The sequence below is a fragment of the Taklimakanibacter albus genome (assembly GCF_016595235.1).
GTDB classification, from domain to species: Bacteria; Pseudomonadota; Alphaproteobacteria; order Rhizobiales; family Aestuariivirgaceae; genus Taklimakanibacter; species Taklimakanibacter albus.
This window is the reverse complement of sequence record NZ_JAENHL010000003.1, coordinates 161,487-187,666: the sequence shown is the minus strand read 5'-3', so window position 1 is coordinate 187,666 and position 26,180 is coordinate 161,487. Positions and strand designations below refer to the sequence as shown.

At 64.0% G+C, this 26,180-nt stretch carries 20 protein-coding genes; 9 read left to right on the top strand and 11 right to left on the bottom strand.

The window, feature by feature from the left end:
• The first annotated feature begins 13 nt into the window (after positions 1–13).
• Positions 14–958, top strand: a complete 945-nt coding sequence (locus JHL16_RS00920) for an AEC family transporter (protein ID WP_200183021.1) — start codon at positions 14–16, stop codon at positions 956–958.
• On the opposite strand, the gene JHL16_RS00915 is transcribed toward JHL16_RS00920, so the two are convergent.
• Positions 955–1,719 (bottom strand): porin family protein, encoded by a 765-nt coding sequence (locus JHL16_RS00915; RefSeq protein WP_200183020.1) that lies wholly within the window; start codon positions 1,717–1,719, stop codon positions 955–957. The genes JHL16_RS00920 and JHL16_RS00915 overlap by 4 nt on opposite strands.
• Positions 1,720–1,852: 133 nt before the next feature.
• On the opposite strand from JHL16_RS00915, the gene JHL16_RS00910 reads away from it, so the two are divergent.
• A complete protein-coding gene (locus tag JHL16_RS00910) occupies positions 1,853–3,031 on the top strand; it encodes a hypothetical protein (RefSeq protein ID WP_200183019.1) in 1,179 nt (392 codons plus the stop codon).
• A gap of 58 nt (positions 3,032–3,089) precedes the next feature.
• On the opposite strand, the gene JHL16_RS00905 is transcribed toward JHL16_RS00910, so the two are convergent.
• The 3 genes from JHL16_RS00905 to JHL16_RS00895 are packed head-to-tail and all read right to left on the bottom strand — an operon-like array spanning position 3,090 to position 5,480.
• Complete coding sequence (locus tag JHL16_RS00905) at positions 3,090–4,145, bottom strand: MaoC family dehydratase (RefSeq protein WP_200183018.1); 1,056 nt, start codon at positions 4,143–4,145, stop codon at positions 3,090–3,092.
• Complete coding sequence (locus tag JHL16_RS00900; RefSeq protein ID WP_200183017.1) at positions 4,138–4,611, bottom strand: hypothetical protein; 474 nt, start codon at positions 4,609–4,611, stop codon at positions 4,138–4,140. Before JHL16_RS00900 ends, JHL16_RS00905 begins: the two co-directional genes overlap by 8 nt.
• Positions 4,608–5,480 (bottom strand): HpcH/HpaI aldolase/citrate lyase family protein, encoded by an 873-nt coding sequence (locus JHL16_RS00895; protein ID WP_200183016.1) that lies wholly within the window; start codon positions 5,478–5,480, stop codon positions 4,608–4,610. The genes JHL16_RS00900 and JHL16_RS00895 overlap by 4 nt, the downstream gene beginning before the upstream one ends.
• 116 nt (positions 5,481–5,596) lie before the next feature.
• On the opposite strand from JHL16_RS00895, the gene JHL16_RS00890 reads away from it, so the two are divergent.
• Entirely contained in the window at positions 5,597–6,769 is a 1,173-nt protein-coding gene (locus JHL16_RS00890; protein ID WP_200183015.1) for an NAD(P)/FAD-dependent oxidoreductase, read from the top strand.
• 81 nt (positions 6,770–6,850) lie between these two features.
• On the opposite strand, the gene pbpC is transcribed toward JHL16_RS00890, so the two are convergent.
• Positions 6,851–8,998 (bottom strand): penicillin-binding protein 1C, encoded by a 2,148-nt coding sequence (gene pbpC, locus JHL16_RS00885; protein WP_200183014.1) that lies wholly within the window; start codon positions 8,996–8,998, stop codon positions 6,851–6,853.
• 10 nt (positions 8,999–9,008) lie between these two features.
• Positions 9,009–14,219, bottom strand: a complete 5,211-nt coding sequence (locus JHL16_RS00880; RefSeq protein ID WP_200183013.1) for an alpha-2-macroglobulin — start codon at positions 14,217–14,219, stop codon at positions 9,009–9,011.
• A 399-nt stretch (positions 14,220–14,618) separates the two neighbouring features.
• On the opposite strand from JHL16_RS00880, the gene JHL16_RS00875 reads away from it, so the two are divergent.
• The 3 genes from JHL16_RS00875 to JHL16_RS00865 all read left to right on the top strand — a co-directional run bounded on the left by JHL16_RS00875 (position 14,619) and on the right by JHL16_RS00865 (position 17,190).
• Positions 14,619–15,434, top strand: coding sequence for a PfkB family carbohydrate kinase (locus JHL16_RS00875; RefSeq protein WP_200183012.1), 816 nt, complete (start codon positions 14,619–14,621; stop codon positions 15,432–15,434).
• 96 nt (positions 15,435–15,530) lie between these two features.
• Positions 15,531–16,253, top strand: coding sequence for a DUF429 domain-containing protein (locus JHL16_RS00870; RefSeq protein ID WP_200183011.1), 723 nt, complete (start codon positions 15,531–15,533; stop codon positions 16,251–16,253).
• Positions 16,246–17,190, top strand: coding sequence for a threonine/serine dehydratase (locus JHL16_RS00865; protein WP_200183010.1), 945 nt, complete (start codon positions 16,246–16,248; stop codon positions 17,188–17,190). Before JHL16_RS00870 ends, JHL16_RS00865 begins: the two co-directional genes overlap by 8 nt.
• Here the strand turns inward: JHL16_RS00865 and JHL16_RS00860 are convergent.
• Positions 17,183–17,383, bottom strand: a complete 201-nt coding sequence (locus tag JHL16_RS00860; protein ID WP_200183009.1) for a hypothetical protein — start codon at positions 17,381–17,383, stop codon at positions 17,183–17,185. The two genes, JHL16_RS00865 and JHL16_RS00860, sit on opposite strands and share 8 nt — an antisense overlap.
• 403 nt (positions 17,384–17,786) lie before the next feature.
• Positions 17,787–18,824, bottom strand: coding sequence for an aspartate-semialdehyde dehydrogenase (locus JHL16_RS00855; RefSeq protein ID WP_200183008.1), 1,038 nt, complete (start codon positions 18,822–18,824; stop codon positions 17,787–17,789).
• A 432-nt stretch (positions 18,825–19,256) separates the two neighbouring features.
• On the opposite strand from JHL16_RS00855, the gene JHL16_RS00850 reads away from it, so the two are divergent.
• On the top strand, positions 19,257–20,006 hold the full coding sequence (locus JHL16_RS00850; protein WP_200183007.1) for a TerC family protein: 750 nt from the start codon (positions 19,257–19,259) through the stop codon (positions 20,004–20,006).
• Between the two features lie 81 nt (positions 20,007–20,087).
• Here the strand turns inward: JHL16_RS00850 and leuB are convergent, their stop codons facing one another.
• Both leuB and leuD read right to left on the bottom strand, forming a co-directional pair.
• Positions 20,088–21,197 (bottom strand): 3-isopropylmalate dehydrogenase, encoded by a 1,110-nt coding sequence (gene leuB / locus JHL16_RS00845; protein WP_200183006.1) that lies wholly within the window; start codon positions 21,195–21,197, stop codon positions 20,088–20,090.
• Between the two features lie 31 nt (positions 21,198–21,228).
• Entirely contained in the window at positions 21,229–21,834 is a 606-nt protein-coding gene (leuD, locus tag JHL16_RS00840; RefSeq protein WP_200183005.1) for a 3-isopropylmalate dehydratase small subunit, read from the bottom strand.
• 132 nt (positions 21,835–21,966) lie between these two features.
• On the opposite strand from leuD, the gene JHL16_RS00835 reads away from it, so the two are divergent.
• Positions 21,967–23,658 (top strand): flavin monoamine oxidase family protein, encoded by a 1,692-nt coding sequence (locus tag JHL16_RS00835; protein WP_210345926.1) that lies wholly within the window; start codon positions 21,967–21,969, stop codon positions 23,656–23,658.
• A 3-nt stretch (positions 23,659–23,661) separates the two neighbouring features.
• On the top strand, positions 23,662–24,732 hold the full coding sequence (locus JHL16_RS00830) for an NAD(P)H-dependent flavin oxidoreductase (RefSeq protein WP_246770717.1): 1,071 nt from the start codon (positions 23,662–23,664) through the stop codon (positions 24,730–24,732).
• 9 nt (positions 24,733–24,741) lie between these two features.
• Here the strand turns inward: JHL16_RS00830 and JHL16_RS00825 are convergent, their stop codons facing one another.
• Positions 24,742–26,121: a pyridoxal phosphate-dependent decarboxylase family protein gene (locus tag JHL16_RS00825; RefSeq protein ID WP_200183004.1), complete on the bottom strand. Its 1,380-nt coding sequence runs from the start codon at positions 26,119–26,121 to the stop codon at positions 24,742–24,744.
• Positions 26,122–26,180: the final 59 nt, after the last annotated feature.

The window sequence follows — 26,180 nt, the reverse complement described above, 5'->3', positions numbered from 1 at the left end:
TGTCGCGCGCTTCATGTCTTCGATCCTCACCACCATCCTCCCCGTCTTCGGCCTGATCGCGCTCGGTTTCATCTGCGCGCGCACCAATTTCATTGGCCCGGCCGCCGGCCAGGGCCTCAGCCAGGTGGTATTCAACCTCGCCATGCCGGCGCTTTTGTTCCGCACCGTCGCGGTGATCGACCAGGAGAGCCTGTCGCCCTGGCCACTCTGGGCGGCACTCTTTGGTGGCATCGCGGTGGTCTGGATCGCCACCACGATCATCGCCCGCGCAACGAACCTCATCGAGGCGGCGCCTGCTTCCGCCGCCATGGGGGCCAGCTTCGGCAATCTGGCGATGCTCGGCCTGCCGCTGGCGCTCGCCCATTTTGGCGACCGCGCCGCTCTGCCGGTGGGCTTGATCCTGTCGATCCACGCCCCCATTCTGTGGCTCGCCGCCGTGATCCATATCGAGGCCTCGGGGCAAGGCAAGCTGCCGTCGGTCCTGTCGGTGCTGCGCCAGCTGGTGAACCAGCTCATTCGCAACCCCATCGTGCTCGCCTTGCTGCTCGGCACGCTCTGGCGTGTCACCGGGCTCGGCCTGCATCCGGTGCCCGACCGCTTTCTCGAAATGCTGGGCGAGGCGGGCGTGCCGACGGCGCTTGTCGCTCTGGGCCTGTCTCTCGCCGGCTACAGCCTCAAGGGCCAGTGGCGCGCCATCTTCACACTTATGACGCTCAAGCTCCTCTGCCTGCCGGTCGTCGTCTGGCTGATCGCGCATTACGTGGTCGGGCTCGATACCTTCTGGACCCATATCGCGCTGATGCTCGCCGCCATGCCGACGGGGGCCAATGCCTATCTCTTCGCGCAGCGCTACGAGACCGGCGCCGCTCCCGTCTCGGGCGCCATCGCGCTCGGCACCGCCGTGTCGCTTTTCACCTTGAGCGGCCTGTTCCTGCTCATGGACGCGGGACTTATCTAGAAAGTGAATACGGCGCCGAGGACGGGGCCGTGCTCGATCACATCGAACTTGAAATCGTCCTTTTCATAGTCGACGCTGATCGCGCGGTAGCCGGCGACGAGCGCGGTGGACTCGCTGATCTGATAGCCGATCCCGCCATAGGCATCCCAGGCGAAATCCGACGATATGCCGAAGCCGCCGATCATGCCCCAGGCATTGAAGAAGAAATCCGGGCTGAGATCAACGCGGCTCTTGAGACCGATCGTCGGATCGACCCAGGTCGCCGAATCGCTCGCCGACCTGTCGAGGTCGCCGGTGATGTCGACATCGGTACTGACCGACCACAGACGGGCGCCCGCCAGCACATCGAGGCTGCCGCCTTCCGCATCGATGAGACGAAACTCGCCGGCGAGGAGACCGGTGAAGGTCTCGCTTGTCACGTCGATGTCGACATCGAGATTGCGGATGCTCGCCCCGTCATCGGCGCCGAGCTTCACATACATGATGTCGCTGAGCACGCCGAACGTGCCGTTGTGCGCTTCCGCCACCGCCATGGCGCCGAAATCGAGGTTCTTGAGAATGTCCTTGAAGGGCGCATCGATTTCGATATCGGGCAGGCCGAACTGGCCGATATCGCCCTCGAGCGTCGCCATCCATAAATAGGGCGCCAACCTGAAGGTCCATTCGCTGGCCGGCTCCGGCGGCGGCGTGAGATCGGCCGCAAAACCGGAAGCGGGGAGAAGGGCTGCTCCGGTGATCAGCAGATAACGCAGAGATTTCATGACAACCTCCCTCTGCCCCGCAAATCTCCAACTTTGGCCGGCTGCTCTCCAGTTGGACTTTGGTCCATCGCGCCCCGCGGTCTCGATATGGATAGTCTGCCAGCCAACCCCAGATATCCTACGGAGCAGGCTGATGCCGGACAAGGCTGAAATCGGCGAGTTCCTCGCGGCACATGGCGGCCCCTTTTATGAAATACAGCGCCGCCTCGGCCTGCTGCATGACCACGCGCTCAAGGCCGGCCGGCGCGCTTTGATCTTCATCGGCCTGGCCTGGGCCGTGCCGGCTCTCTTGAGCCTTGCCGAAGGCCATCTGATCTCGGGCGCGGCAACGCCGTTTCTCTATGACCTCAATGTCTGGGCCCGCTTCTTCGTCGCGGTCGGCATCTTCATCATCGCCGAGCGCCAGGTCGAGCCGCAGCTGCGCCAGACTCTCGCGCAATTCGCCGAATCTCCACTCATCGCCCCGGCATCGCGTCCCGACGCGGCCCGCCTCGTGGCGCGCGCCTTGCGGCGGCGCAATTCAGGCGTCGCGGAGGCCCTCTGCCTCGCTTTCGCCGGCCTGATCTCGCTCATCTCTCTCTATAATCTGAAGAGCGCCGACACCGCATCCTGGGCGCTGCGCGACCTGTCGGGCGGCAGTGGCCTGACGCTGGCCGGCTGGTGGACGCTTCTCGTCAGCGGTCCGATCTTCTGGTTCCTGCTGGCGCGCGGCCTGTGGCGTCATCTCGTCTGGGCCCTGCTGCTGCACGGCCTGTCGCGCCAGGATTTGCGACTGGTGGCGACCCATCCGGACGGCAAGGCCGGCCTCGCTTTCGTCGGCCGTTATCCCAATGCCTATGCGACCTTCATGTTCGGCATGAGCTGCGTCGTCGGCGCCGCCCTCGCCCACTTCCTGCAGAAGGATGCACTGACGCTCTCGGCCTATGGCGCCGTCATGGCGATCTGGCTCATCATCGTGCTCGGCCTCTTCGTCATTCCGCTCCTGGTCTTCACCGCCCCGTTGTCGAAGCTGAAGGCAAGGACACTCGCCATCAGCGGCGCCCGGGCGACGACGGCGCTGCGTCAGGCCGAGTACAAACTTCTCGGCGCCAATGTCGCGGCGCCCGAGGCGGAGGATGGACAGGAAACGCCGGACATCGCCGATCCCAGCAAGCAGTACGAGCTGGCACACAAATTGTCGGTCTTCCTCTTCAACCGCGCAGCGCTGGTGCCGCTCGGCGCCGCGGCCCTCCTGCCGCTCGCCGCGGCGGGCGCGACGAAGCTGCCCTACAAGGAGATCTTCGCGATCGTGAAGAAGCTGCTGCTCTTATAGCGCATCGGCCCGAAAAGTGTCCGCGGTTTTCGGATGAGCCGATGCGCCAAAGAGAGCGCTATCTCGGGATGAGGGCCCAGTAGTCGAAGTCGAGGATCACGCCCGGCTCCTCGGCGGTTGCATCCTTCTCCGGGAAATCACCACAAGGCAGATCGCGCGTGGCGCGGGTGCGGATGCGCAGCGCGCCGACATCGGACTGCGCCGGCACATCCGCCGCAGCAATGATCTCCGACCAGGCGAAAACGGTGCCGCCGGCGAAAAGCGGCGCCACATGCCGTCCGCCATTGATGCCGGCGACATGGAAGACATTTCCCAGGCCGTTGAAGGAGAGCGCGCGGGCGAGCGAAATGACATGGCCGCCATAAATGAGCCTTCGCCCGAAGCGTCCTTTCGCTTCGCTGAACTGGTTGAAATGCACCTTGGCGGTGTTCTGATAGAGCCGCGTCGCCAGCATGTGCTCGGCTTCTTCCACCGTCATGCCGTCGACATGGTCGATACGCTCGCCGACCTCGTAATCCTTGAAGCGATGCGCCGAGCCCGCCAGCGCGTCGTCCCACAATTTGCCGGCGATCTTGGGACAGCCGGCGCCCAGCACATCAGGCGATACCGCCGGCGCCAGCTCCGGCACCTGCGCCTTGGGCGCGGGTGCGGCCTCGTCGCGTTTCCGCACCATCACCCAGCGCACATAGCTCAGGACCGGCTCGCCCGCCTGGTTGAAGCCGGTCGAGCGCACATAGACGGTACCGGTCTTCTTATTCGAATTCTCCTTGAGCCCGATCACTTCCGACGTGGCGCTGAGCGTATCGCCCGGATAGACGGGTTTGAGGAACTGGCCTTCGGCGTAACCCAGATTGGCCACCGCATTGAGCGAGATGTCGGGCACGGTCTTGCCGAAGACGACATGGAAGACGAGGAGATCATCGAGCGGTGCCCGTGCATAGCCGACGGCGCGGGCGAATTCGTCCGACGACTGGACGGCGAAGCGCGAGCCGTAAAGGGCGGTGTAGAGCGCCTGGTCGCCCGCCGTCACGGTGCGCGGCGTCGAATGCCGGATGACCTGCCCGATACGGAAATCCTCGAAGAAATTGCCCTGATTGGTCTTGCTGTCAGTCATCACGCTTCACCTCTTCGAGATACTGGCGGAGGGAATGAACATGCATCCACAGATGCATATCGTATCTCTCCCGCAATGCGCCAAGCGCTTCTTTTCGACCGGCCCGCTCATGCAGCCAGCGCACATCCTTGAGCTCGATCAGAATGTCCGCCAGGTCGTCGATCGCATCGCCGACCGCGAGCTCGCCTTCTATTCCTTCCTGCAGCACGGGATGAAGGGCGAGCCAATATTTGCCGAGAAACGGAAAGCGCTGCCGGATGGCATCATAGGTCTGGGCATAATCGAGACGCGGCGGCTCCAATTCGCTGGAGCCTCCGTCCGCCTCGACGAAATGCACCGCATAGGCCAGCGCATCGAGGCCACGAATGAGTCGCGTTATGTCTGCCGGCGTCCGGTCGGCACCGGAAATCTCCGCCGCGAGCAGATAGGCGGTCTCGAGCGGATCGATTGCCGTCGGTGTGCTCACGAGGCGATCGCTTCCGCGATGGCGACGACACGCTCGGCCATCACCAGATGCAGCCTTTCGACCATGCGGCCATCGACGGTGATGACGCCCTTGCCCGCATGTTCCGGCAGAGCGAAGGCGGCGATAACCTTGCGCGACCGTTGCACCTCTTCACCGCTCGGCGAGAAGATCTCATTGCAGGGCTCGACCTGCGAGGGATGGATGAGTGTCTTGCCGTCCATGCCGAGCGTGCGGCCCTGCTCGCATTCGGCGCGGAAGCCTTGCTCGTCCTTGAAGTCGTTATAGACGCCGTCGATCACATCGAGACCGAAGGCGCGGGCGGCGAGCACGCTCATGGCGAGCCAGGGCACGATGGCGAAGCGGTTGCCGAGCGCCCGGGCGCGCGATTCCTTGAGGAGATCATTGGTACCGAGCACCAGGCAGGCGAAACGCTGATCGGCATCGGCGGCGACGCCGGCGATGTCACGGGCATTGAGGATGGCGAGCGGCGTCTCCATCATCGCCCACAGCCGCGTATGGGCGGGCGCGCCACAGGCCTTCAGCACCTTGGCGGCGCTGACGATGTCGCCGGGCCGCGACACTTTCGGCACCAGGATCGCATCGGGACCGACCGCGGCCGCGGCCTTGAGGTCGTCGGCCCCCCAGGGCGTGTCCAGCGCGTTGACGCGGATGACAAGCTCGCGTTTTCCATAACCGCCGCTTTTGACGGCCTGGGCCACCTTGTCGCGGGCCTGGGATTTGGCCTCGGGGGCGACCGAATCCTCCAGATCGAGGATGAGCGCGTCGGCGGGGAGCGTGCGGGCCTTCTCCAGCGCCCGGTCATTGGCGCCCGGCATATAGAGAACACTGCGGCGAGGTCTGATCGTCATGGTCACCTTTGCTGAATTTGCGGGGTGACCCTATTCATTCTCTTCATATCTGCCAAGCCTAACCGACGGACGAGGGGCTTGAGCCAAGGCTGAGCTTTGGGCAGAGTGCCGCCACCATGAAGACTTATGATGTAGTGATCGTCGGCGGCGGCATTGTCGGCAGCAGCGCGGCTTATTTCCTGAAAAAGCACGGTTTCACCGGCTCGATCGCGCTGATCGAGCGCGACACGACCTATGCCCAATGCTGCACGGCGCGCTCCTGCGGCGGCATCCGCCAGCAATTCTCGACGCCGGAGAACATCCAGCTGTCGAAATTCGGGCTCAACGTACTCCGGAACCTGAAGGCTGAATTCGGCGCGGAAGCCGATGTCGGCTTCCGCGAGCAGGGCTACCTGATCTTGGCCTCGGAGGCAGGCCGCGCCATCCTCGAGGAAAATCACAGTGTCCAGATCGCCAATGGCGCCGACAATGTCCTCCTCGACGCCGAGGGCCTCGGCAGAGAGTTCCCCTGGCTCGTGACCGACGGTCTGGAGCTCGGCTGCTTCGGCCGCAGCGGCGAAGGCTGGCTCGACCCCTATTCGCTGATGAGCCTGTTCCGCAAGGCGGCGGCCACAAAAGGCGTCGAGATCATTTCAGGCGAGGTCGCGGCCGTGAAGACGGTCGCCGGCAGGGCCGTTTCGGTGACGCTCGCCGATGGCGCCGAGATCGGCTGCGGCACCCTCGTCAATGCCGGCGGCACCGGCGCCGGCGCGCTCGCCCGCATGGCCGGCATCGACCTGCCGGTCGGTCCGCGCAAGCGGTACGTCTATGTGCTCGATTGCCCGGGCGCCAGCGAAGCGCTCCACAAGGCGCCGCTCACCGTCGATATTTCCGGCATCTATTTCCGCCCCGAAGGCCAGCAATTCATCTGCGGCCTGTCGCCCGATGAAGCCGACGAGCCCGGCGATCTCAGCTGGGATGTCGATTACTCCTGGTTCGAGGAACATATCTGGGAAAGGCTTGCGGGCCGCGTGCCGGCCTTCGAGGCGATCAAGGTCGTCAATGCCTGGGTCGGCCATTACGACTACAACGCGCTCGACCAGAATGCGGTGATCGGCCCGCATCCGGAGCTGGCCAACTTCCTCTTCGCCAACGGCTTCTCCGGCCATGGCCTGCAGCAGGGCCCAGGCGCCGGCAACGCCATTGCCGAGCTCGTCATCCATGGCGGCTATCGCAGCATCGATCTCGCCCGCTTCGGCTTCGCGCGCATCGCCCGCAAGGCGCCGCTCTTCGAGCGCAATGTGATCTAGGCGAGATCCCTTCTGGCATCCCTCATGCTGAGGTGCCCGGCGCAGCCGGGCCTCGAAGCATCCATCAGGATAGACTCAGTACTAATCCAGCCTCACCTGCACGCTTGCGGTGTGCCCCTGCGCGTCGATGACCGACAGGCGCGCGAAGCCCTTGCCCGGGCTTTCCCACCAGGTCTCGCGGCGCGCTTCGCCGATCACGATCGGCAGGCCGTCGGCGAACCAGGTGAAAGGCGGCGCACCGCCCATGGCCTTGAGCGCCAGGCCGACATCGCTCGTATCGTCTGAAACATCGACACGGGCGCCATTGGGCGGGAAGGAGATCACCAGCGGTGCATCACCTGGCCCTGAGGAAGCGATCTCCGGCAGGCTGTTGGGACGGAAGCGCTGCAGCGCCGGCGGCAGGTCCGAGGTGCGGGCAAACAGCACACCTTCCGGCGCCGGCGGCAAGGGCGTGCGCTTCTCGGCGATGCGCGAGAAGGCGTCGAAGAGGATCGGTGCCGCGGCGGTGCGGCCGATGAGATTGGAGACCGGCTCGTTGTCCGGCCGGCCGACCCAGACGGCGACGGTATTCGCGCCGTCATAACCGACGGCCCAGGCATCGCGATAGCCATAGGACGTGCCGGTCTTATAGGCGATCTGGCCCGGCAGCGCATTGAGCGGCGGCGGCGCGTCGATCAGCACATCGCCGACCTGCCAGGCGGCCGCCTTGTCGAAGAGCCGGCGTGGTGCGGCAGCGGTGGCCCGGTCCTGCTTGCGCCAGATGATCGGCAAGGCCTCGCCCTCGCGCGCCAGGGCGAGATAGAGTGTCGCCAGATCGGTGAGCTTCACGCCGGCGCCGCCAAGACCGACGGCGAGGCCCGGCGCCGCATCGGCCGGCAGTTTCGGCGCCGCACCGGCATTCGTCATGCGCGCGATCAGCCGGTTGGGACCAAGCGCATTGAGCAGCAGCACCGCCGGCATGTTGAGCGACTGCTGCAGCGCGCGGCGCATGGTCACCGTGCCCTGGAAGGCCTCGTCGAAATTCTCCGGCCGGTAGATGCCGAAGCGCATCGGCCGGTCATCGACCAGCGTCTCGGGATGAGCGAGACCATCCTCGAAAGCGAGACCATAGATGAAAGGCTTCAAGGTCGAGCCGGGCGAGCGCAGCGCCAGCGCGAGATCGATCTGGCCGGCGCGGCCCTTGTCGAAATAACCGACACCGCCGACATGGGCGCGGACTTCGCCGGTGGCGTTGTCGAGCGCGATAATGGCGACCGAGATCTTGCCGCCGAGCGCCACCGCCCGCTCGCGCGCCAGGGTTTCGAGCTGCTCCTGCAGGGGACGCGAGATCGTCGTCGTCTCGACGATGTTGATTCTCTTCTTCGCCACGCGGTCCTGCTTCACCAGGCGCTCGGCGAGATGTGCGGCATGGAGCGGAAACAGCTGGCGTCCGTCGGGCGCGGGCTCCGCTTCGGCGGCCAGCACCTGGTCCTCATTGATGAGGCCCTTGCCCATCAGAAGTCTCAGCACGCGGTCGCGCGCGGCGCGGGCCGTCTTGGGGAAACGGTCGGGCCGGCGCGTTTCGGGGGCTTGCGGCAAAGCCACCAGCAATGCGGCCTCGGCCGCCGACAGATGCCGCGGCTCCTTGCCGAAATAGGCGAGCGCCGCCGCGCGCGTGCCTTCGAGATTGCCGCCATAGGGCGCGAGCGCCAGATAGAGCGAGAGGATCTCGTCCTTGCTCAGCCGGCTTTCGAGCTGCACGGCGCGGATCATCTCGGCGAATTTGGCGCCGAGCGTGCGTTCGGGGCGCGGCTCAAGCAGGCGCGCGACCTGCATGGTGATGGTCGAACCGCCCGAGACGATGCGGCCATGCCAGGCGAATTGCCACGCGGCCCGGAACATCGCCACCGGATCGACGCCGTAATGCGCATAGAAGCGCCTGTCCTCATAAGCGATGAGCATCGCCAGGAACCGCCGGTCGACCTCCTCCGGCTTAGCCGGCAGCCGCCAATAACCCTCTTCGGTGGTAAAGGGGCGCAGCAACCGGCCGTCGCGGTCGAGCACCAGCGGCGAATAGCTTAAGTTCTCGCCGAGCGGCAGCGGACCCATCCGCCGCATCGCTTCCGAAATGGCAAAGCCGCCGGCATTCACCACGAGGATCGTCGTGAACACGGCAGCGTAGAGGAATTGGAAGCGCCGGCCGCGCCGGCGCTCCTTCGTGTCCGCATCGTTCCGCGCGGTCTTGCGCATGAGCGACGTCCTATTCCGTAACCGTCATCTTCGTGGTGGCGAGCACGGCATTGCGGTCGGGCCGATACATGTCCTCGACGGTGGCGCCCGGCAGCGCATACTGCCCCGGCGCCACGGCGCGGACGATATAGGCGACCTTGGCGCTCTGATCCGAGAAGGCGGCGACAAAGCGATCGTCGCGGAACTCGGTATAGGTCACGCCGGTGAGATCGCTGAGCCACGACAGGCTCGCGGTGCTGCCGGTGGCGACGAGAGTCGGATTCTCGATCTCGAGGCCGGCCGGCAGACGATCGACCATCAGGAAGTTGCCACTCTGATCATTGCCGTCACGGCTGGCGCTGAGCACCACGACGAGGCGGGTATTCTGCTTGACTTGCGCCGGATCCACCGGCGTGCCGTCGAGCGTGTAGTAGATGCGCAGCAGTGTCATGCCGTTCGACGACGGCGGCTCGGCCACGATCGGCGCGCCCGAGACCGCGACCACGGCCTGGAGCGGCGTGTCGCCTTCATTGCTGACCTTGTGCGCCTCGTCGAGATTGCCGCCGCGATACACCTTGTAGAGGGCACCCTGATGCGCGGAGCCGTCGACATTGAGTTTCACCGAGCGGGCCTGATCGACGATGTTGCGCGCCGCCAGCACCATCCAGGTCATTTCCTGGGTGGAGGCATAGCGATACTTGGCGCGCTCGTCGCTGATCACCTTGAGGGCCGCCTGGATCACCGGCGGGCTGGCATTGCCGTTCTCCGCCAGAGCCACGATGGCCGCGGCATTGCGCAACGGCGAGCCATAATAATTCCAGGCCACGGTACTGGTCCCGTCAACCTCGGCCTTGAGGGCGTCGGCCGCCGACTGGAACGCCTCGCCGGCGCGCGGCTTGTCACCGAGCATGCCGAGAGCGGCGGCGATCTGCGCCCGTGCCATGGCGGTGCCGAACTGGCCGATCTTGGTGTCGGCGAAGTACTTCAGGTCGCCGGCCGGAGCGCGTCCGGCGCGCGCCAGCGTGTAGAGGGCATAGGCGATGTCCTCGCCGCGGCCCTGCTCCACATAAGGCGAGTTGCCGACCTGGTTGCGCAGGTAATCGACCGCCTGGTTGAGCGCGCCTTCCGGCACCGCATAACCCTTCTCGCGGGCCCTGAGCAGGAAGTCGGTCACATAGGCCGAGAGCCACAGATCGCCGCTATAGGAGTTCCACAGGCCGAAGGCGCCATTACTGTCCTGGCGCGCCAAGAGACGCTGCACCGTATCGGCGAGCCGGTCCTTCACCGACCCGTCGAGATCGAGGTCGTTGCCGCCGAGCTCGGAGAGATAGAGCAGCGGCATGGCGCGGCTGACCAATTGCTCCGAGCAGCCATAGGGATAACGGTCGAGCTCACGCAAGAGGCCCGGAACGTCGAGCGCGCTCAACGGACCGACCGACAGCGACACGGCGCCGGTGCCGGACACCATTTCGGCGATCAGGTCCTTGCTGACCGTGATGCCACCCTTGGGGTCGAGCGTGTGCACCATGCGGCGCGTCACCGGCGGATTGGCCGGCACGATGCCGAGCGTGAAGCTCTGGTCGATCTGCACATCGCCCGGACCCGACAAGGTCGCGGTCACGCGCGCCGTGCCGATCGCCGTCGCGGTGATCGGAATATTCACTGGCGTGCGTGAGCCGACCGCGCCGATCTTCACCGTCTGATTGAGCGTCGCGGCATCGGTGCCGAGCGGACCATCGACCGTCACCGCCAGCGCATAGTCGCCAGGTGCGGCTTCGGCATTGAGGAGATCGAGGCGCAGGCGCGACTGATCGCCTGACCCTAAGAACCGCGGCAGCGTGCCGGCGATCACCACCGGATCGCGCGCGATCACGTCGACCGACGCGTGGCCGACCTTGGTCGGCGTCCAGGCCACCGCCATCACACGGATGGAGCCGTTGAAGGCCGGGATGTCGAAGGGCACTTCCGCCGTCCCGTCCGCCGCCACCTCGACGATGCCGGAGAACAGAGCGAGCGGCGCCTGTGTCGGCGGCGGGCTCTGGAAATTGCCGGCGCCGCCGTCACCGCCCGAACGGATCGCGCCGCGATTGGCGCCCATGCCGTCGATCAGCTGGCCATAAATATCATAGAGCTCGGCCGACAGACGCTTCTGGCCATAATAATAGGTTTCAGGCTCAGGCGGCTTGTAGCCGGTGAGATTGAGAATGCCGACATCGACGGCAGCCACCGTGACATAGGCCTTCTCGCCTTCGAGGCCGGAGATCTTCACCGGCACTTTCAGCGTCTGGCGCGGCTTCATTACCGGGGCCGGCGTCAGCGCGATCTTGAGCGTGCGCTCATCGCGATCGATGCCGAACCAGGCGAGGCCGATCGAACGTGTCGGCATGCGCTTGGCGGCGACATCCATCGGCCGGAAATGGGTGACGATGACATAGGCGCCGGTGCCCCAGTCCTTGCCGACGGTGACCGGCACCGTGGTGCCATTGTCCGGCACGTCGATGAGCTGCGATGAATAGAGCTTTTCGCCCACCACCTGCACCGAGGCCTTGCCGCTGAAGCGGGCATCGATCTTCACCTGCAGCGTGTCGCCGGTCTTCACCGATGTGCGGTCGAGCGCCACCGGCAGCATGTCCGGCGTGTTGGCTTTTTCGGAGACGTAATAGCCGGCATAGAAGCTGGTCGAGGACGGCGCCAGATTGTCACCGGCAATTTCGAGCCGGTACTGGCCCCACTGCACCGGCGCGCTGATCTGCGCCGGCTTGTCGGCCGCGATATCGACCGTGCCGCCGGTCACTTTGCGAGCGGTGGTGACGGCTTCGTAGCTCCAGCGATTGTCGGTCTTGTACCACTGATAGGTCGTGGTCAGGCGCTTCAGCACCCAGCTGGCGCCTTTGACCGCGACCGGCTTGCCCTCCGGATCGACGGCGATGGCGTTGAAGACGGCCTGGCCGCCTTCGCCGGCTTCGCCTTCCTGCTTCAGCCCGAGCATATTGCCGGTCGACAGGATCGGCAGCGCGGCGGTGCGCACCACACCGCGGCCACCGGCTTCCTTCATGCGGATGGTGAAGCTGGCTTTCAGCGGACGGGTCGTCGTCGGCAGCTGCGGCAGTGGCATGGTGATTTCGGCATGGCCCTTGTCGTCGGTCTGGGCCAGATCGCCGATGCTGTTCTGCACCGTGTCGACGCCTTCATCCGACAGGCCGAAGGCATAATCCTTCCACTGCTCGAAAGGCTGGTAGTCGGCCGAGACCGACACATCGCCCTCGATATCGAGATTGGCGGCCGGCGCGCCGAACAGATAGCGCCCGTCGACCGTCAGGCTCGCACCGACATTGCGGTCGATGCGTGTGCCATTGGCCTTGAGATCGAATTCGATGCGGTCGGGCACATAATCTTCGACGAGGAAGCTGGTCTCGCCGATCGCCGGCGCCTTGGGGTCGGTATAAGCGAGGACACGCCAGGTGCCGCCCGCCGCCGAAGCGATGAGCGGAATATCGAGGGTGCGCCCGCCGGCGCCCTGATCGTTCAGAACGGCGCGCGAATATTCGACGCCATCCGGGCGCTCGACCACCAGCGTGACCGGCACATCGGCCAGCTGATTGGCGTTGCCATCACGCAACAGGAGCGCGGCATGGACGGTTTCGCCGCGGCGATAGACGCCGCGCTCGACATAGACGAAGGCATCCGCCGCACCCGGCGGGTCACGCCCGGTGACGCCGCGGTCGGAGAGATCGAAAGCCTGCCGCGAAATGTCGATGAAGGCATAGTCGTCCTTGTCGTCGGAGGCGACGACCAGCGCCGGCTCGAGCCCGTCCTCGCCCTTGGTGAGGCCGGCATCGAAGAAGGCGACGCCGGTCGCATCCGTCTTCACACTGCCGAGGATCTCGTTGTTGCGGGCGAGGAGCCTGACCGTGACATTGGCGAGTGGGTCGGCCGAAGCGATCGAGCGCAAGGAGACGTGCAGCCCGTCCTTGCCCTTGAGCGTCGTGAGGCCGAGATCGGAGACGATAAACCACTGCGTGGCGATCTGATTATAGTCGTCCGCCGCCACGAGATCGCCCGGCTGCGCCGTCATCACATAGAGGCCGGGCGTGATCTTGCCGAGGGCTTCGTCCACCGGAAACGCGGTGGTGACGTCCTCATTGGCCTTGCTGACCAGATCCATATTGCCTTCCCAGACCTTCTCGCCCTTGCTGCGGGCGATGTCGGAGGCCTGGTAGCCATAGAGCTGCTCGAGGAAGTTGCCGCCCACCGCCGAGAGCAGGCTGCGGTCACCGATGCGATAGAGCTGGAGCTTCGCTTTGCCGGTGTTCACCGAAACCAGCGGGATGCCGCTCTGCCCCGTGCGCGGCAGCACATAGGATTTGCCGACGAACTGCACCGACGGCGAGCGGTCGCGCACATAGATTTCGTAATCGGCATTGTCGAGCAGGCTCTCATCGACCGAGGAGGGCAGGCCCTGGCGCACCGTGACCTTGTAGCGTTCGCCATGCTTCAGGCCTTCGAGGCACAATTTGCTGCCATCGACCGTGACGGCCGAGATCGGGCCTGGATCCTGCGTGAAGTAGGGCGCGAAATCGCTGACCGAATTGGCGAGCGGATCGGAGAACTGGAAGCACAAACGTGGCTGCGGCGCATCGCTTTCGACCGTATAGTCGGTGATGCGGAAGCCGTGGATCTTGCGCAATTCCTCATAGGTCTTGCGGATGTCGGCATTCTCGACGAGCTCGAGGCTGGCGCGATAGGCGTTGAGCGCCGGACGCCAGTCCTGGCGCTTGACCAGCGCCTGGGCGATATCGTTGAGCGCCGCCGCCTTCTGCTCATTGCTGTTGGAGAGCTGATAGGCGCGGATCGCGGCCCCGATGGCCAGCGTCGGCAATTCATAGCCGTCCTGCGAGTTGAACGGTTCGGCGACGAGCAGGAAATCGGCGAGCTTCTGCCAGTTCGCCTGATCGTCAGGGTTGAGTGCCAGCAACTGCTCCATCACCTGCGCGGCGGTGCGGTTGTTGCCTTGCTCGACCGCGGCGTCGAGCTCCTGCTGCAGCTCGGGCTCGGTCTTTTTGAGGGTTTTGGCGATCTTGGCGATCGTTTCGCGGTAGTTGTCCGCGGCATAAGAGTAGTTGTCGATGACGAAGGGGGCCGCGGCGCGGACCGGCGCTGCCATGAGCCCGACCAAAGCGAGAGCGATCAACAGTCGATAGATATATATGAAGTGGCCGATGGTGTTGGTGCGCGCGCTCATCCGGATCATCCCTTGTCTTGCCACGGCTGACGGTTGGCCGCGTGACATCGCTGCGCCACATAAAGTGGGCGCATGACAACCGCGCGGCGCTGACATCTGTCCCGGCCCGTAATTCAGGGCCGGCATGGTAGGTGCCTTTCCGTAGTCCGGCAATCGGGGTGCCAGAAGATTCTGGCAAATGTTCGTAAGGGAAGGGGCGCGCAAATAATTTATTTGCGCGAACCCGCCGCGCTTAAGCCACAATGGGACCGCGCGGGGGATTTGCGAATAATTTGAGTGGTCTTCTTTCGTCCTTTTGGGGGGAATGTTAGAGGAGGATTTGGCGATGCAACACCCTGGAAGCGATATGCAAGTCCTCACCTGCTCCCTCTCTCCCGCAGCTTTCGGAGCTTAAGTTTCATGGCGCCTCGCCAGGTCATCACGATTTCATCGCAAGTGGCTGTCGGACTGGTCGGCAATTCGGTAATCTTTCCGACCATGCTGGCGCTGGGTATTTCGCCCATCGCGTTGTCGACCATCATGCTGTCCAACCATCCGGGTCTGGCGCGGCCGGCCGGCCTCGCCACGCCGCCCGACAAGCTCGCCGCCATGCTGGAGCGCCTCATCGGGCTCGGTTATATCGAGCCGGACGCCATCATCGTGACCGGCTATTTCGCCAATGCCGAGCAGATCGAGGCGGTTGCCGGGATCATCGGCCGTATGCCCAAGGCACTCTATCTGTGCGACCCGGTGCTCGGCGACATGCCCGAAGGCCTGTACATCCCTGAAGTCGTCGCCGGCGCCATAAGGGACAGGCTTCTGCCCATGGCCCATCTCCTGACCCCCAACGCCTTCGAGCTCGGCTGGCTCACCGGCCTCCCTGTCCACGACCGGGAGACGGCACGCGCCGCCTGCCGGTCCTTGAACGGCAAATCGATCGTCGTGACCTCGCTTCCCGAGGACGGGCAACTGACCACCGCCCTGGTCGAGCACGGCCAGATGACGGCGGTCACCCGGCCCAGGCTGGCCGATATCCCGCATGGCACCGGCGATCTCCTGGCCGGCATTCTCGCCGCCCGTCTCGCTCTGCGGCACACGCTCGAGGACAGCATCGGCTTCGCCGTCGCCATCATCGAGCAGGTCATCACGGCAAGCGCCGGCAAGACCAGCCTTGATCTCGTCACCGGCCTGAAAGATATCGCCGCCATAAAAGCCCATCCCGCCCACCGTGGCTGAGGCCCTGCCAGATCACGATGAGTTTGGGTTGAAACAACCCAAACTCATAAACGTGATCGAAATCTTAAATTTAGCGCGTGATCGGACGGAAAACCGGTGTCCACTTTTCCTGATCACGCGCTAGTCGCCGGCGTCGATGGCTGTCCGGCCGGCTGGATCGCGGTGACCTGGGATGGCGGCCCGGCCCTCGCCTCGCATTTATGCAGAAATTTCGCCGAGGTCATGGCGCTCACCGCCACGATCATCGCGGTCGACATGCCGATCGGTCTGCCGGAAAGCTCCGGCCGCCCGCCCGAACGCGCGGTGCGGCAGCGCCTCGGCGAGCGCCAGTCGAGCGTCTTCGCGGTGCCTTCGCAGACGGCCATCTATTGCGACGACTATGCCGAAGCCTGCCGGGTCAATCTGCTGCACTCCGATCCGCCCAGGAAAGTCTCCAAGCAATGTTTCCACCTCTTCCCCAAGATGCGCGAGATCGACGCGCTCGTCACACCCGAGCTGCAGGCGCGCATCTTCGAATCGCATCCCGAGCTTGCTTTCTGGGTGATGAATGGCGAGACGCCTTTGCCTCTGCCGAAGAAGGTGAAAAGCTCCCCCTACGGGCCGGGCCTCGATCTCAGACGCGCGCTGCTGCGCCGTGCCGGCCTGCCGATCGATGATCTCAAATCGGATTACCGCCGCCGCGATGTCGGCGCCGATGATCTGCTCGATGCCTGCGCTTGTGCTTTCGTGGCATGGCGCATCCTGAACGGCCGGTCTATGCGTTTCCCGCAAGATCCGCCCCGCAACCCGCGTGGCCTGAGGATGGAAATCAATGCCTGACCCGATCACCCGTTCCGCCATCGAAGCGACCGCCACGAAGATTGCATCCTATATCCGGCGCACGCCGGTGATGGAGGTGACGCTGTCCAAGATCGCGCGGCCGGTGGCGTTGAAGCTCGAGCTCTTCCAGCATACCGGCTCCTTCAAGGCGCGCGGCGCTTTCTCGACGGTGCTTGGCCGCGACATTCCGAATGCCGGCATCGCCGCGGCGTCGGGCGGCAATCATGGCGCGGCAGCGGCCTACGCCGCCTATATGGCCGGCGTGCCGGCGCATATTTTCGTTCCCGCCATCGCGTCTCCCGCCAAGGTGGCGAAGATCAAAAGTTATGGCGCGGTCATCGCTCAGGATGGCGCCACTTATTATGACGCGCTGGAAAAGTGCAATCGCTTCATCGCCGAAACCGGCGCCCTGTCGGTGCATGCTTATGACGCCGAGCCGACGCTTCTCGGCCAGGGCACTTTGGCTAAGGAAATTCAGGAGCAGTTGCCCGACATCGATACGCTTCTGGTGGCGGTGGGCGGCGGCGGCCTGATCGGCGGCATTGCCGGCTGGTATCGGGGCGATGTGCGGATCGTCGGTGTCGAGCCCGACACCTGCAACGCGCTTCACGCCTCTCTGGCGAAGGGCGAGCGCGTGACGGTGACGCCGTCGGGAATCGCGGCCGATTCGCTCGGCGCGTCCTTTGCCGGCGAGTTGATGTTTCCGCTGGCGCAGAAATATATCGAGCGCGTGGCGCTGGTGATGGACGAGGAAATCAGGATGGCGCAGCGTTGGCTGTGGGACCATGCGCGGATCGTAACCGAACCGGGCGGCGCCACAGCCTTCGCTGCGCTTCTGTCTGGTGCATACCGGCCGCACAAGGATGAACGCGTCTGCGTCGTCCTGTGCGGGTCCAATACCGATCCCCTGACCTTCTCCAAGGTCATGATTACATGACCTTGAAGCGGTAGGTCAGATCGAGGCTGGCGCGTTTCAGCTCCAGTTCGACGCGGAATCTTTCGATCTCGCGCGGATCATGGGGGATGCGCCGTTCCCTCTTATGGCCGGCGAGGAGCCGGGCCGCCGGAGCGGCGATGAGGCTGCGTGCCGGGCGTCTGAACCACGGCAGCGATTTCTGATAAGCAGACATGATTTTCCTTTCGCGGAGCACAGAAGTGCGTGCGCGTTTGAAAAATGAACAAAAATGAGAAAATGCGTGATCCGTGATCGTCCCGCGCATGCGCGTCACGCGCATGAGACGAGAGTCACGTCCCGGTCAAATGGTCTTCAGGCTTTGGGATGTCGCAAACACAAGCGGAAAGGCCAGACCGGGACCGAGCCCGGGGGCCCGGAGATCACGGTAAACGACGCTCCTTACGTGCTGTCATCATGACGGTCTCCATGTGTTGTGTTCAGGGACGGGCTAGATAGCATGAGTCGAGCGCATCCGACAGGGGGATTTTTGCGCATTCGCTCTTTATACTGACAGAATGTGACAATCCTGCCACAGGCTTTACCCTCTCCCCCTGAGGGGAGAGGGGATAATGCGTAAGTTACGCGGCCCTTTGCAGAAGGCCGCGATTGATCAGCGCTTCGGCGATCTGCACCGTGTTGAGCGCGGCACCCTTGCGCAGATTGTCGGAAACCACCCACAGGCTGAGGCCGTTTTCGATCGTGCCATCCTCGCGGATGCGCGACACGAAGGTGGCGAAATCGCCGACGCATTCGACCGGGGTCACGTAGCCGCCGTCCTCGCGCTTGTCGACGACCAGCACGCCCGGCGCCTCACGCAAAGTCTCGCGGGCTTCCTCCGCCGTTATCGGGCGCTCGAACTCGATATTGACCGCTTCCGAATGGCCGACAAAGACCGGCACACGCACGCAAGTTGCGGTGAGCTTGATCTTAGGGTCGAGAATCTTCTTGGTCTCGACCACCATCTTCCATTCTTCCTTGGTGAAGCCGTCTTCCATGAAGACGTCGATATGGGGGATGACGTTGAAGGCGATCTGCTTGGTGAACTTCTTGGCGTCCGGCGCATCGGTGACGAAGATGCCCTTGGTCTGGGTCCACAATTCGTCCATCCCTTCCTTGCCGGCACCCGACACGGATTGGTAGGTCGAGACCACCACGCGCTTGATCTTGGCGAGGTCGTGCAAGGGCTTCAGCACCACGACGAGCTGAGCGGTCGAGCAGTTCGGATTGGCGATGATGTTCTGCCGCGTCTTGCGACGCATATATTCCTCGAGCACATGGGCGTTCACCTCCGGCACCACGAGCGGGACTTCCGCGTCATAACGCCAGCAGGAGGAATTATCGATCACCATCGGCCCCAAAGCGCCGATCCTGGGCGACCATTCCTTGGAGACGGCCGAACCCGCCGACATCAGCACGAAGTCGATACCGCGGAAATCGAAGGTCTCGAGGTCCACGCATTTGAGCGTCCGGTCGCCATAGGAGACCTCGGTGCCGAGCGAGCGGCGGGACGCGATGGCAAAGATCTCGTCCACCGGAAACTGGCGCTCTTCCAGTATGTTGAGCATTTCGCGGCCGACATTGCCTGTCGCGCCGACCACTGCAACCTTGTAACCCATTGAATTTTATCCTCTATCCCTCGCCCTCTCCCGTGAACCTCGGCGGTTCTGCCTGGGCGTGCTGCTTTCCGGCCATCTCCCCCGCGGGAGACGAGACCGGGGGAGAAGGCTCAAACGGTTTTCGTCGTTTTCGTCGTTTTGAGCTTACCCAGGCCACGGCAAAGCGCACCCGCGGGAAGCGGGCGGCAAGCGATGCTGTCAACGATATAGGACATCGGGGACCGTGGTTCGAGGTTTCGGAGCGGGTTCTAACAAATCGGGACTTTAAGTCAATCCGCCTTGAAGGCCGGCGGGGGGCTTCCTATGTGGCCTCTTATGGGGCCGGAAGCGGTTGATCCGGTCCCTTCACATTGCACGCGCGGGACGATTGGGTAAAATCCTTACCTTCAGTCACGCGCGAATTATGTTCTATCAACGGGCAAAGGGGACCCAATGTTTGAGTGGCTGTTCACGGTCGAAGGCTGGATGAGCCTTTTGACGCTAACCATCCTTGAGATCGTGCTCGGCATCGACAATCTGGTCTTTCTCTCCATTGCCTCTCAGAGGCTGCCCCCGCATCAGCGCCCGATCGCCCAGAAGATCGGCCTCCTGGGCGCGCTCGGTCTGCGCATCGCCATGCTGGCGCTGCTGGTCTGGATCACCAAGCTCACTTATCCGGTCTTCTCGATTGGCAGTTTCGAACTTTCCTGGCGCGACATCATCCTGATCCTGGGCGGCCTGTTCCTGCTCTATAAGGGCACGGCCGAAATCCATGAGGAGATGGAAGGCGGCGAGGAAGGTCCCAAGCAGGGTTATGCGTCGAGCTTCTTCGGCGTGATCGCCCTCATCATGGTGATCGACTTCGTCTTCGCGCTCGATTCCATCATCACCGCGGTCGGCATGACCACCTTCCTCCCCGTGATGATCGCGGCGAATGTCATCGCCATCGTCGTCATGCTCATGTCGGCGCGTGGCGTCAGCGACTTCATCGCCAAGCACCCGACCGTCAAGATGCTGGCCCTCGCCTTCATCCTGCTGATCGGCGTGGCGCTCGTCGCCGACGGCCTCGGCATGCACATCCCGCGCGAATACATCTACTTCGCCATCGCCTTCTCGCTCAGCGTCGAGACGCTCAACATCCTGGTCAAGTCGAAGCGCCAGCGTTTGAGCAAGATCGAAAAGACGGATGTCGAGCAGCCGTAAGAAGCTGCAACACGCAAAATAAAACGAGCAGCGCGGACCGCGCTGCTCGTTTCTTTTTCAGGGAAGTAAGAAGAGCCGGCTTTACGCCGCCGCCTTGAGCTCGGCCAGGATCGCGGCGCCCATTTCGGTGGTGCCGATCGTCTTCTCCGAGCCTTGCGCGATATCCTTGGTGCGCAGGCCCTTGGCCAGCACGCGGGCGATCGCCTGGTCGACCTTGTCGGCCCAGTCGCCGAGGCCGAAGGAATAACGCAGCGCCATGCCGAAGGACGCGATCATGGCGATCGGATTGGCGAGGCCCTTGCCGGCGATGTCGGGCGCCGAGCCGTGCACCGGCTCATAGAGTGCCTTGCGCCGCTTGGTCTTGACGTCGGTGGCGCCGAGCGAGGCCGACGGCAGCATGCCGAGCGAGCCGGTGAGCATCGCCGCCACGTCCGACAGGACATCGCCGAACAGATTGTCGGTGACGATCACATCATATTGCTTGGGCCAGCGCACCAGCTGCATGGCGCAATTGTCGGCGAGCACATGCTCGAGCTCGACATCCTTGTAGCTTTCCTGATGCAGGCGGGTGACGACCTCGTTCCACAACACGCCGGTCTTCATCACATTGCGCTTCTCGGCCGACGAGACCTTGTTGCGCCGCGTGCGGGCGAGCTCGAAGGCGACGCGCGCGATGCGGTCGATCTCGAACGTGTCATAGACCTGCGTGTCGACGCCGCGCTTCTGGCCGTTGCCGAGATCGGTGATCATCTTCGGTTCGCCGAAATAGACGCCGCCGGTGAGTTCGCGCACGATCAGGAGATCGAGGCCTTCGACGACATCACGCTTGAGCGAGGACGCATCGGCGAGCGCCGGATAGCAGATCGCCGGGCGCAGATTGGCGAACAGGCCCAGATCCTTGCGCAGGCGCAGGAGCCCGGCCTCGGGGCGCACATCGTAAGGCACCTTGTCCCATTTGGGTCCGCCGACCGCGCCAAAGATGACGGCATCGGCGGCCTGCGCCTTGGCCATGTCTCCTTCCGAGATCGCCTTGCCATGGGCATCATAGGCCGAACCGCCGACGAGGCCGCGGTCGAGCTCGAATTTGGCGATGCCCTGTGCCGAGAACCAGGTGATGATCTTCTCGACTTCGCCGGCGACTTCGGCGCCGATGCCGTCGCCCGGCAGCAGCAGAACATTGAAGGAGGACATGCGGGACTTTCCGTTTGTTTTCAGAACGAGGTCAGAGCCAGGGCCGTGCGGCCGAGGTCTTGCTTTCGAAAGTATCGATCGAGGTCTTCTTCTCCATTGTGAGGCCGATATCGTCGAGGCCGTTCAGGAGGCAATGCTTGCGGAAGGGATCGATCTCGAACTTGATGCAGCCGCCATCGGGACCGCGGATCTCCTGGGACGGAAGGTCGATCGACAGAGTGGCGTTGGCGCCGCGCTCGGCATCGTCCATCAGCTTCTTCAGATCCTCGGGCGACACCTGGATCGGCAGGATGCCGTTCTTGAAGCAGTTATTGTAGAAGATGTCGGCGAAGCTCGTGGAGATGACGCAGCGGATGCCGAAATCGAGCAGCGCCCAGGGGGCATGCTCGCGCGACGAGCCGCAGCCGAAATTGTCGCCGGCGACCAGAATCTGCGCCTTGCGGTAGGCCGGCTTGTTGAGCACGAAATCCGGGAGCTCCTTGCCTTCCTGGGTGTAGCGCATCTCGAAAAACAGCGACTTGCCAAGCCCGGTGCGCTTGATCGTCTTCAGGAACTGCTTGGGGATGATCATGTCGGTGTCGACATTGACGATATTGAGCGGGGCGGCGACGCCCGTCAGCGTGTCAAATTTCTGCATCGAATGTGGCTCCGCTTGCCAAGGGCCGGATGAAAGGGGCTTTCTGCGGGGGAAGCCCCGGCGCGTCAAGCCCCTGCGGTTCCTTGTGTTTCCAGAAACGCCCCCCTAGCATGGGCCCATTGAGGTACATGCATGACGGCTCCGCACGCCCCCCAGATGGCCGAAACGGCCGATAAGCGCCCGATCACCGTATTCGGCCCGGATTTTCCCTTCCCCTTCGACGACTGGATCAAGCACCCTTCCGGCCTCGGCCGCATCCCGGCCGCCCGTCACGGCGAGGAAGTGGCCATTATCGGCGCCGGCATGTCGGGCATGCTGGCCGCCTATGAGCTCATGAAAATGGGCCTCAAGCCGGTCATTTACGAGGCGGGCCGCATCGGTGGACGCCTGCGCTCGCAGAGCTTCGAGGGAGCGGAAGGCATCATCGCCGAATTGGGCGGCATGCGGTTCCCGGTCTCCGGCACCGGCTTCTACCATTATGCCGACATGCTCGGCCTCAAATCGAAGCCCTTCCCCAACCCGCTCGTCGAGGCCTCCCCCTCGACCGTGATCGACCTCGAGGGCGAGACCTATTACGCCGAAAAGCAGGCCGACCTGCCGCCGATCTTCCAGGAAGTGGCGGCTGCCTGGTACGAGGCGCTCGAAGAGGGCTCGAGCTTCAGCACCATGCAGAAGGCGATCCGCGCCCGCGACACCAAGGCCTTGAAGGCGGTCTGGGACAAGCTCGTGCCGCTGTGGGACGACCGCAGCTTCTATGATTTCGTCGCCACTTCGCCGGCTTTCGCCAAGCGTTCCTTCCATCATCGCGAGATCTTCGGCCAGGTGGGCTTCGGCACCGGCGGCTGGGATTCGGACTATCCCAATTCGATGCTCGAGATCCTGCGCGTCGTCGTCACCAATTGCGACGACAATCAGCGCTGGATCCAGGGCGGCGTGGAGCAGGTGCCGCGCGGGCTTTGGAAGTGCCGGCCCGACAAGATGGTGCATTGGCCGAAAGGCACCTCGCTGGAAAAGCTCCATGCCGGCGCACCGCGTCCGGCGGTGGTCAAGATCGCCCGCTCGCCGTCCGGCCATCTCGCCATCACCGACCGCTGGGGCGCCACGAAGTTTTTCGACGCCTGCCTCGTCACCTGCCACAGTTGGCTGCTCACCACCTACATGCAGGTCGAGGAGCGCATCTTCTCGCCAAAGCTCTGGATGGCGCTCGACCGCACCCGCTTCATGCAGTCGGCCAAGACTTTCGTGATGGTCGACCGCCCCTTCTGGAAAGACAAGGATCCGCGCACCGGACGCGATCTGATGAGCATGACGCTCACCGACCGCCTCACCCGCGGCACTTATCTCTTCGACAATGGCGACGACAAGCCCGGCGTCATCTGCCTGTCCTATTCATGGATGAGCGACGCGATGAAGATGCTGCCGCTGCCCATCGACAAGCGGGTGAAGCTGGCGCTCGATGCGTTGAAGCGTGTCTATCCCACCCTCGATATCGAGAAGCACATCATCGGCGACCCGATCACCGTGTCGTGGGAATCGGATCCGAATTTTCTCGGCGCCTTCAAAGGCGCGCTGCCCGGCCATTATCGCTACAATCACCGCATGTATTGCCATTTCATGCAGGACGACATGCCGCCCGACGAGAAGGGCATCTTCATGGCGGGCGACGGCGTGTCCTGGACGCCCGGCTGGGTCGAGGGCGCGGTGCAGACCGGTCTCAATGCGGTCTGGGGTATCGTCAAACATCTGGGCGGCGAGACGCCGAAGGACAATCCCGGTCCCGGCGACCGCTATGACGAATTGAAGCCGATCGAATTGCCGGACTGACCGATGATGTGGCCCGATCGCCGTCTCTGCGATGTGCTCGGCATAGAGCATCCGATCATCCAGGCGCCGATGGCGGGATCGGCCACACCGACGCTCGCCGCCGCGGTGAGCAATGCCGGCGGGCTCGGCTCGCTGGGCTGCGCCGAGATGGCGGCGGACGCGCTCCTCACGCATGTCGGAGAACTGCGTGCGCTGACCAACCGTCCCTTCAATCTCAACTTCTTCGCCCATCCGGCGCCGCGTCCGGATCCGGTGCGGTTTGCGCGGACACGCGAGGCAGTACTGCCCTGGTATCGCCGCTTCGGCCTTGCCGAGCCCGCGAGCGCCGCCTCACCGCACGGGCCCGGTTTCGACGCCACACGGCTGAAGCTTTTGCTCGAGCTCAAGCCTAAAGTGGTCAGCTTCCATTTCGGTGTTCCGGACAGAGCATCGCTCGCGGCGCTGAAGACGGCGGGCATCGCATTGATGAGCACCGCGACGACCGTCGCCGAGGCCAAAGCTCTGGCCGCGGCGGAGATCGACGTGATCATCGCACAAGGCTGGGAGGCAGGCGGCCATCGCGGCTCGCATGAACCACGGGTACCCTCCGATGGCGTCGGCACGTTCGCCCTTGTGCCGCAGATCGCCGATGCGGTGCGCCTGCCGGTGGTGGCGGCCGGCGGCATTGGTAACGGAAGAGGCATCGCCGCCGCATTCGCTCTGGGCGCCTGCGGCGTCCAGATCGGCACCGGTTTTCTCTCCTGTCCGGAAGCCGGCACCGATGCGACGCGCCGCGCGATGCTGCGCAACGCGGCTGAGACCGACACGATGATGACCGACGCCTTTTCCGGCCGCGCCGCCCGCGCGATGCGCAGCGACTATGCGCGCGAGATGGAGCGCGCGGGGCTCGACCTGCCCGACTTCCCGTCGATGTATGATCTGAGCGAGCCGCTTCTCGGCGCGGTGGATTCGCGTGCGGCATCGTTCCTGCTCTACGGGCAAGCCGCCCGCTTCAACCGCGAGCTGCCTGCTCCTGAGCTTGTCGCGTGTTACGTGGAAGAAGCCGCTGCCGTTTTCGCGAGGCTCAAGACCTGATTCGAGCCATCACCGGTTCACCTCTCCCGCCGCCGCGATCACCTCGGACACGATCGTCCGCACATCGTCCTCTGTCGTGCGATGATTGACGAAGCATGCGCGCAACGCGAACTGGCCATCGATCGTGGCATTCGAAAGATAGACCCGGCCCCGCGCATTCACCCGTTTCAGAACGGCGGTGTTGTCCTTGCCACGGTGACGGAAGCAGACAGCGCTAAGAGAGACCGGCGCCAGAAGCTCGAGCTCGGGCTCAGCTTCAATAAGTTGCGCCAACAGACGGGCATGGTGGAGATCCTGAGCGATGGTTTCCCGGAAGGCGCGGCGCCCGTGATACTGGAGCGACATCCACAGTTTCAGCGCCCGAAAGCGCCGCGTGAGTTCGAGTGACTCATCGAAGAAGGCGAATGTCTCGGAGGGATCCTCCGCCAGCACTTTCACATAGTCGCCGGCATGCGAGAAGGTCCGGCGCGCGACTTGGCGGTCGCGGTAGAGCAGGCAGCCGCATTCGATCGGCTGATACAGCCATTTATGCGCATCGAGGGAGAGCGAGTCGGCCCGATCGAGGCCGCGGAACCGCTCCGGCGCCGCCAGGGCGGCAAGTCCGCCATAGGCGCCGTCCACATGAAGCCACAGATCATGCGCACGGGCGATATCCGCAATGTCCGGCAGCGGGTCGATCGCGCCGTTATTCACCGTGCCGGCGGTCGCCACGATCGCGATGGGCGAGCGTCCTGCCTTTCGGTCTGCGGCGATGGTGGCTTCGAGCGCGTCGCTTCGCATCCTGAGACCATCATCGGTGGGAATGAAGCGTAGATTGGCGCGACCGATTCCGAGCAGCGCCACCGCCTTCGCGATCGACATATGCGCCTGCTCTGATGTGTAGACGATGCACGGGCTCGCGCCCGTTTCATTGGCCGGGCGCTTGGCTTCGCGCGCTTGGGCAAGCGCCATCAGATTGGCTGTCGAACCACCGCCGCACAGGCTGCCGCTGAACCCCGCGCAGCCAACCGCTTCGGCGAGCCACCCGACGACGGTCTGCTCGATCGTCGCCGCCGACGGTGCCGAACGCCACGCACCGACATTCTGGTTGAGAGCCGCGGCGAGGAATTCACCGAGCGCACCGACCGGCTCGCCGGAACCAACGACGTAACCAAAGAACCTGCCTGTCGACGGCCGCGCATGCGCGGCAATGGCCGGGAAGCCGTCGAGCACGGCGCCACCCATGCCGTCTTCCGCCCAGGGCTGCGAGAACTGCTCGAGTGTTTGCATGCCGCTCGTCGCCGGATAAGCAGGACGTTTTTCGAGCGAAGCCCAATATTCCAAGACCAGGGCCACCGCCTTTTCTGAAAGGCGTGACAGTTCTGTATCGGAGATGTTCAAGCTGCTCATGGTTGCCGCCGCCTCATTGTGACTTAACTTGTACCCCGTCCGGAGTTTTTCGAGTCATA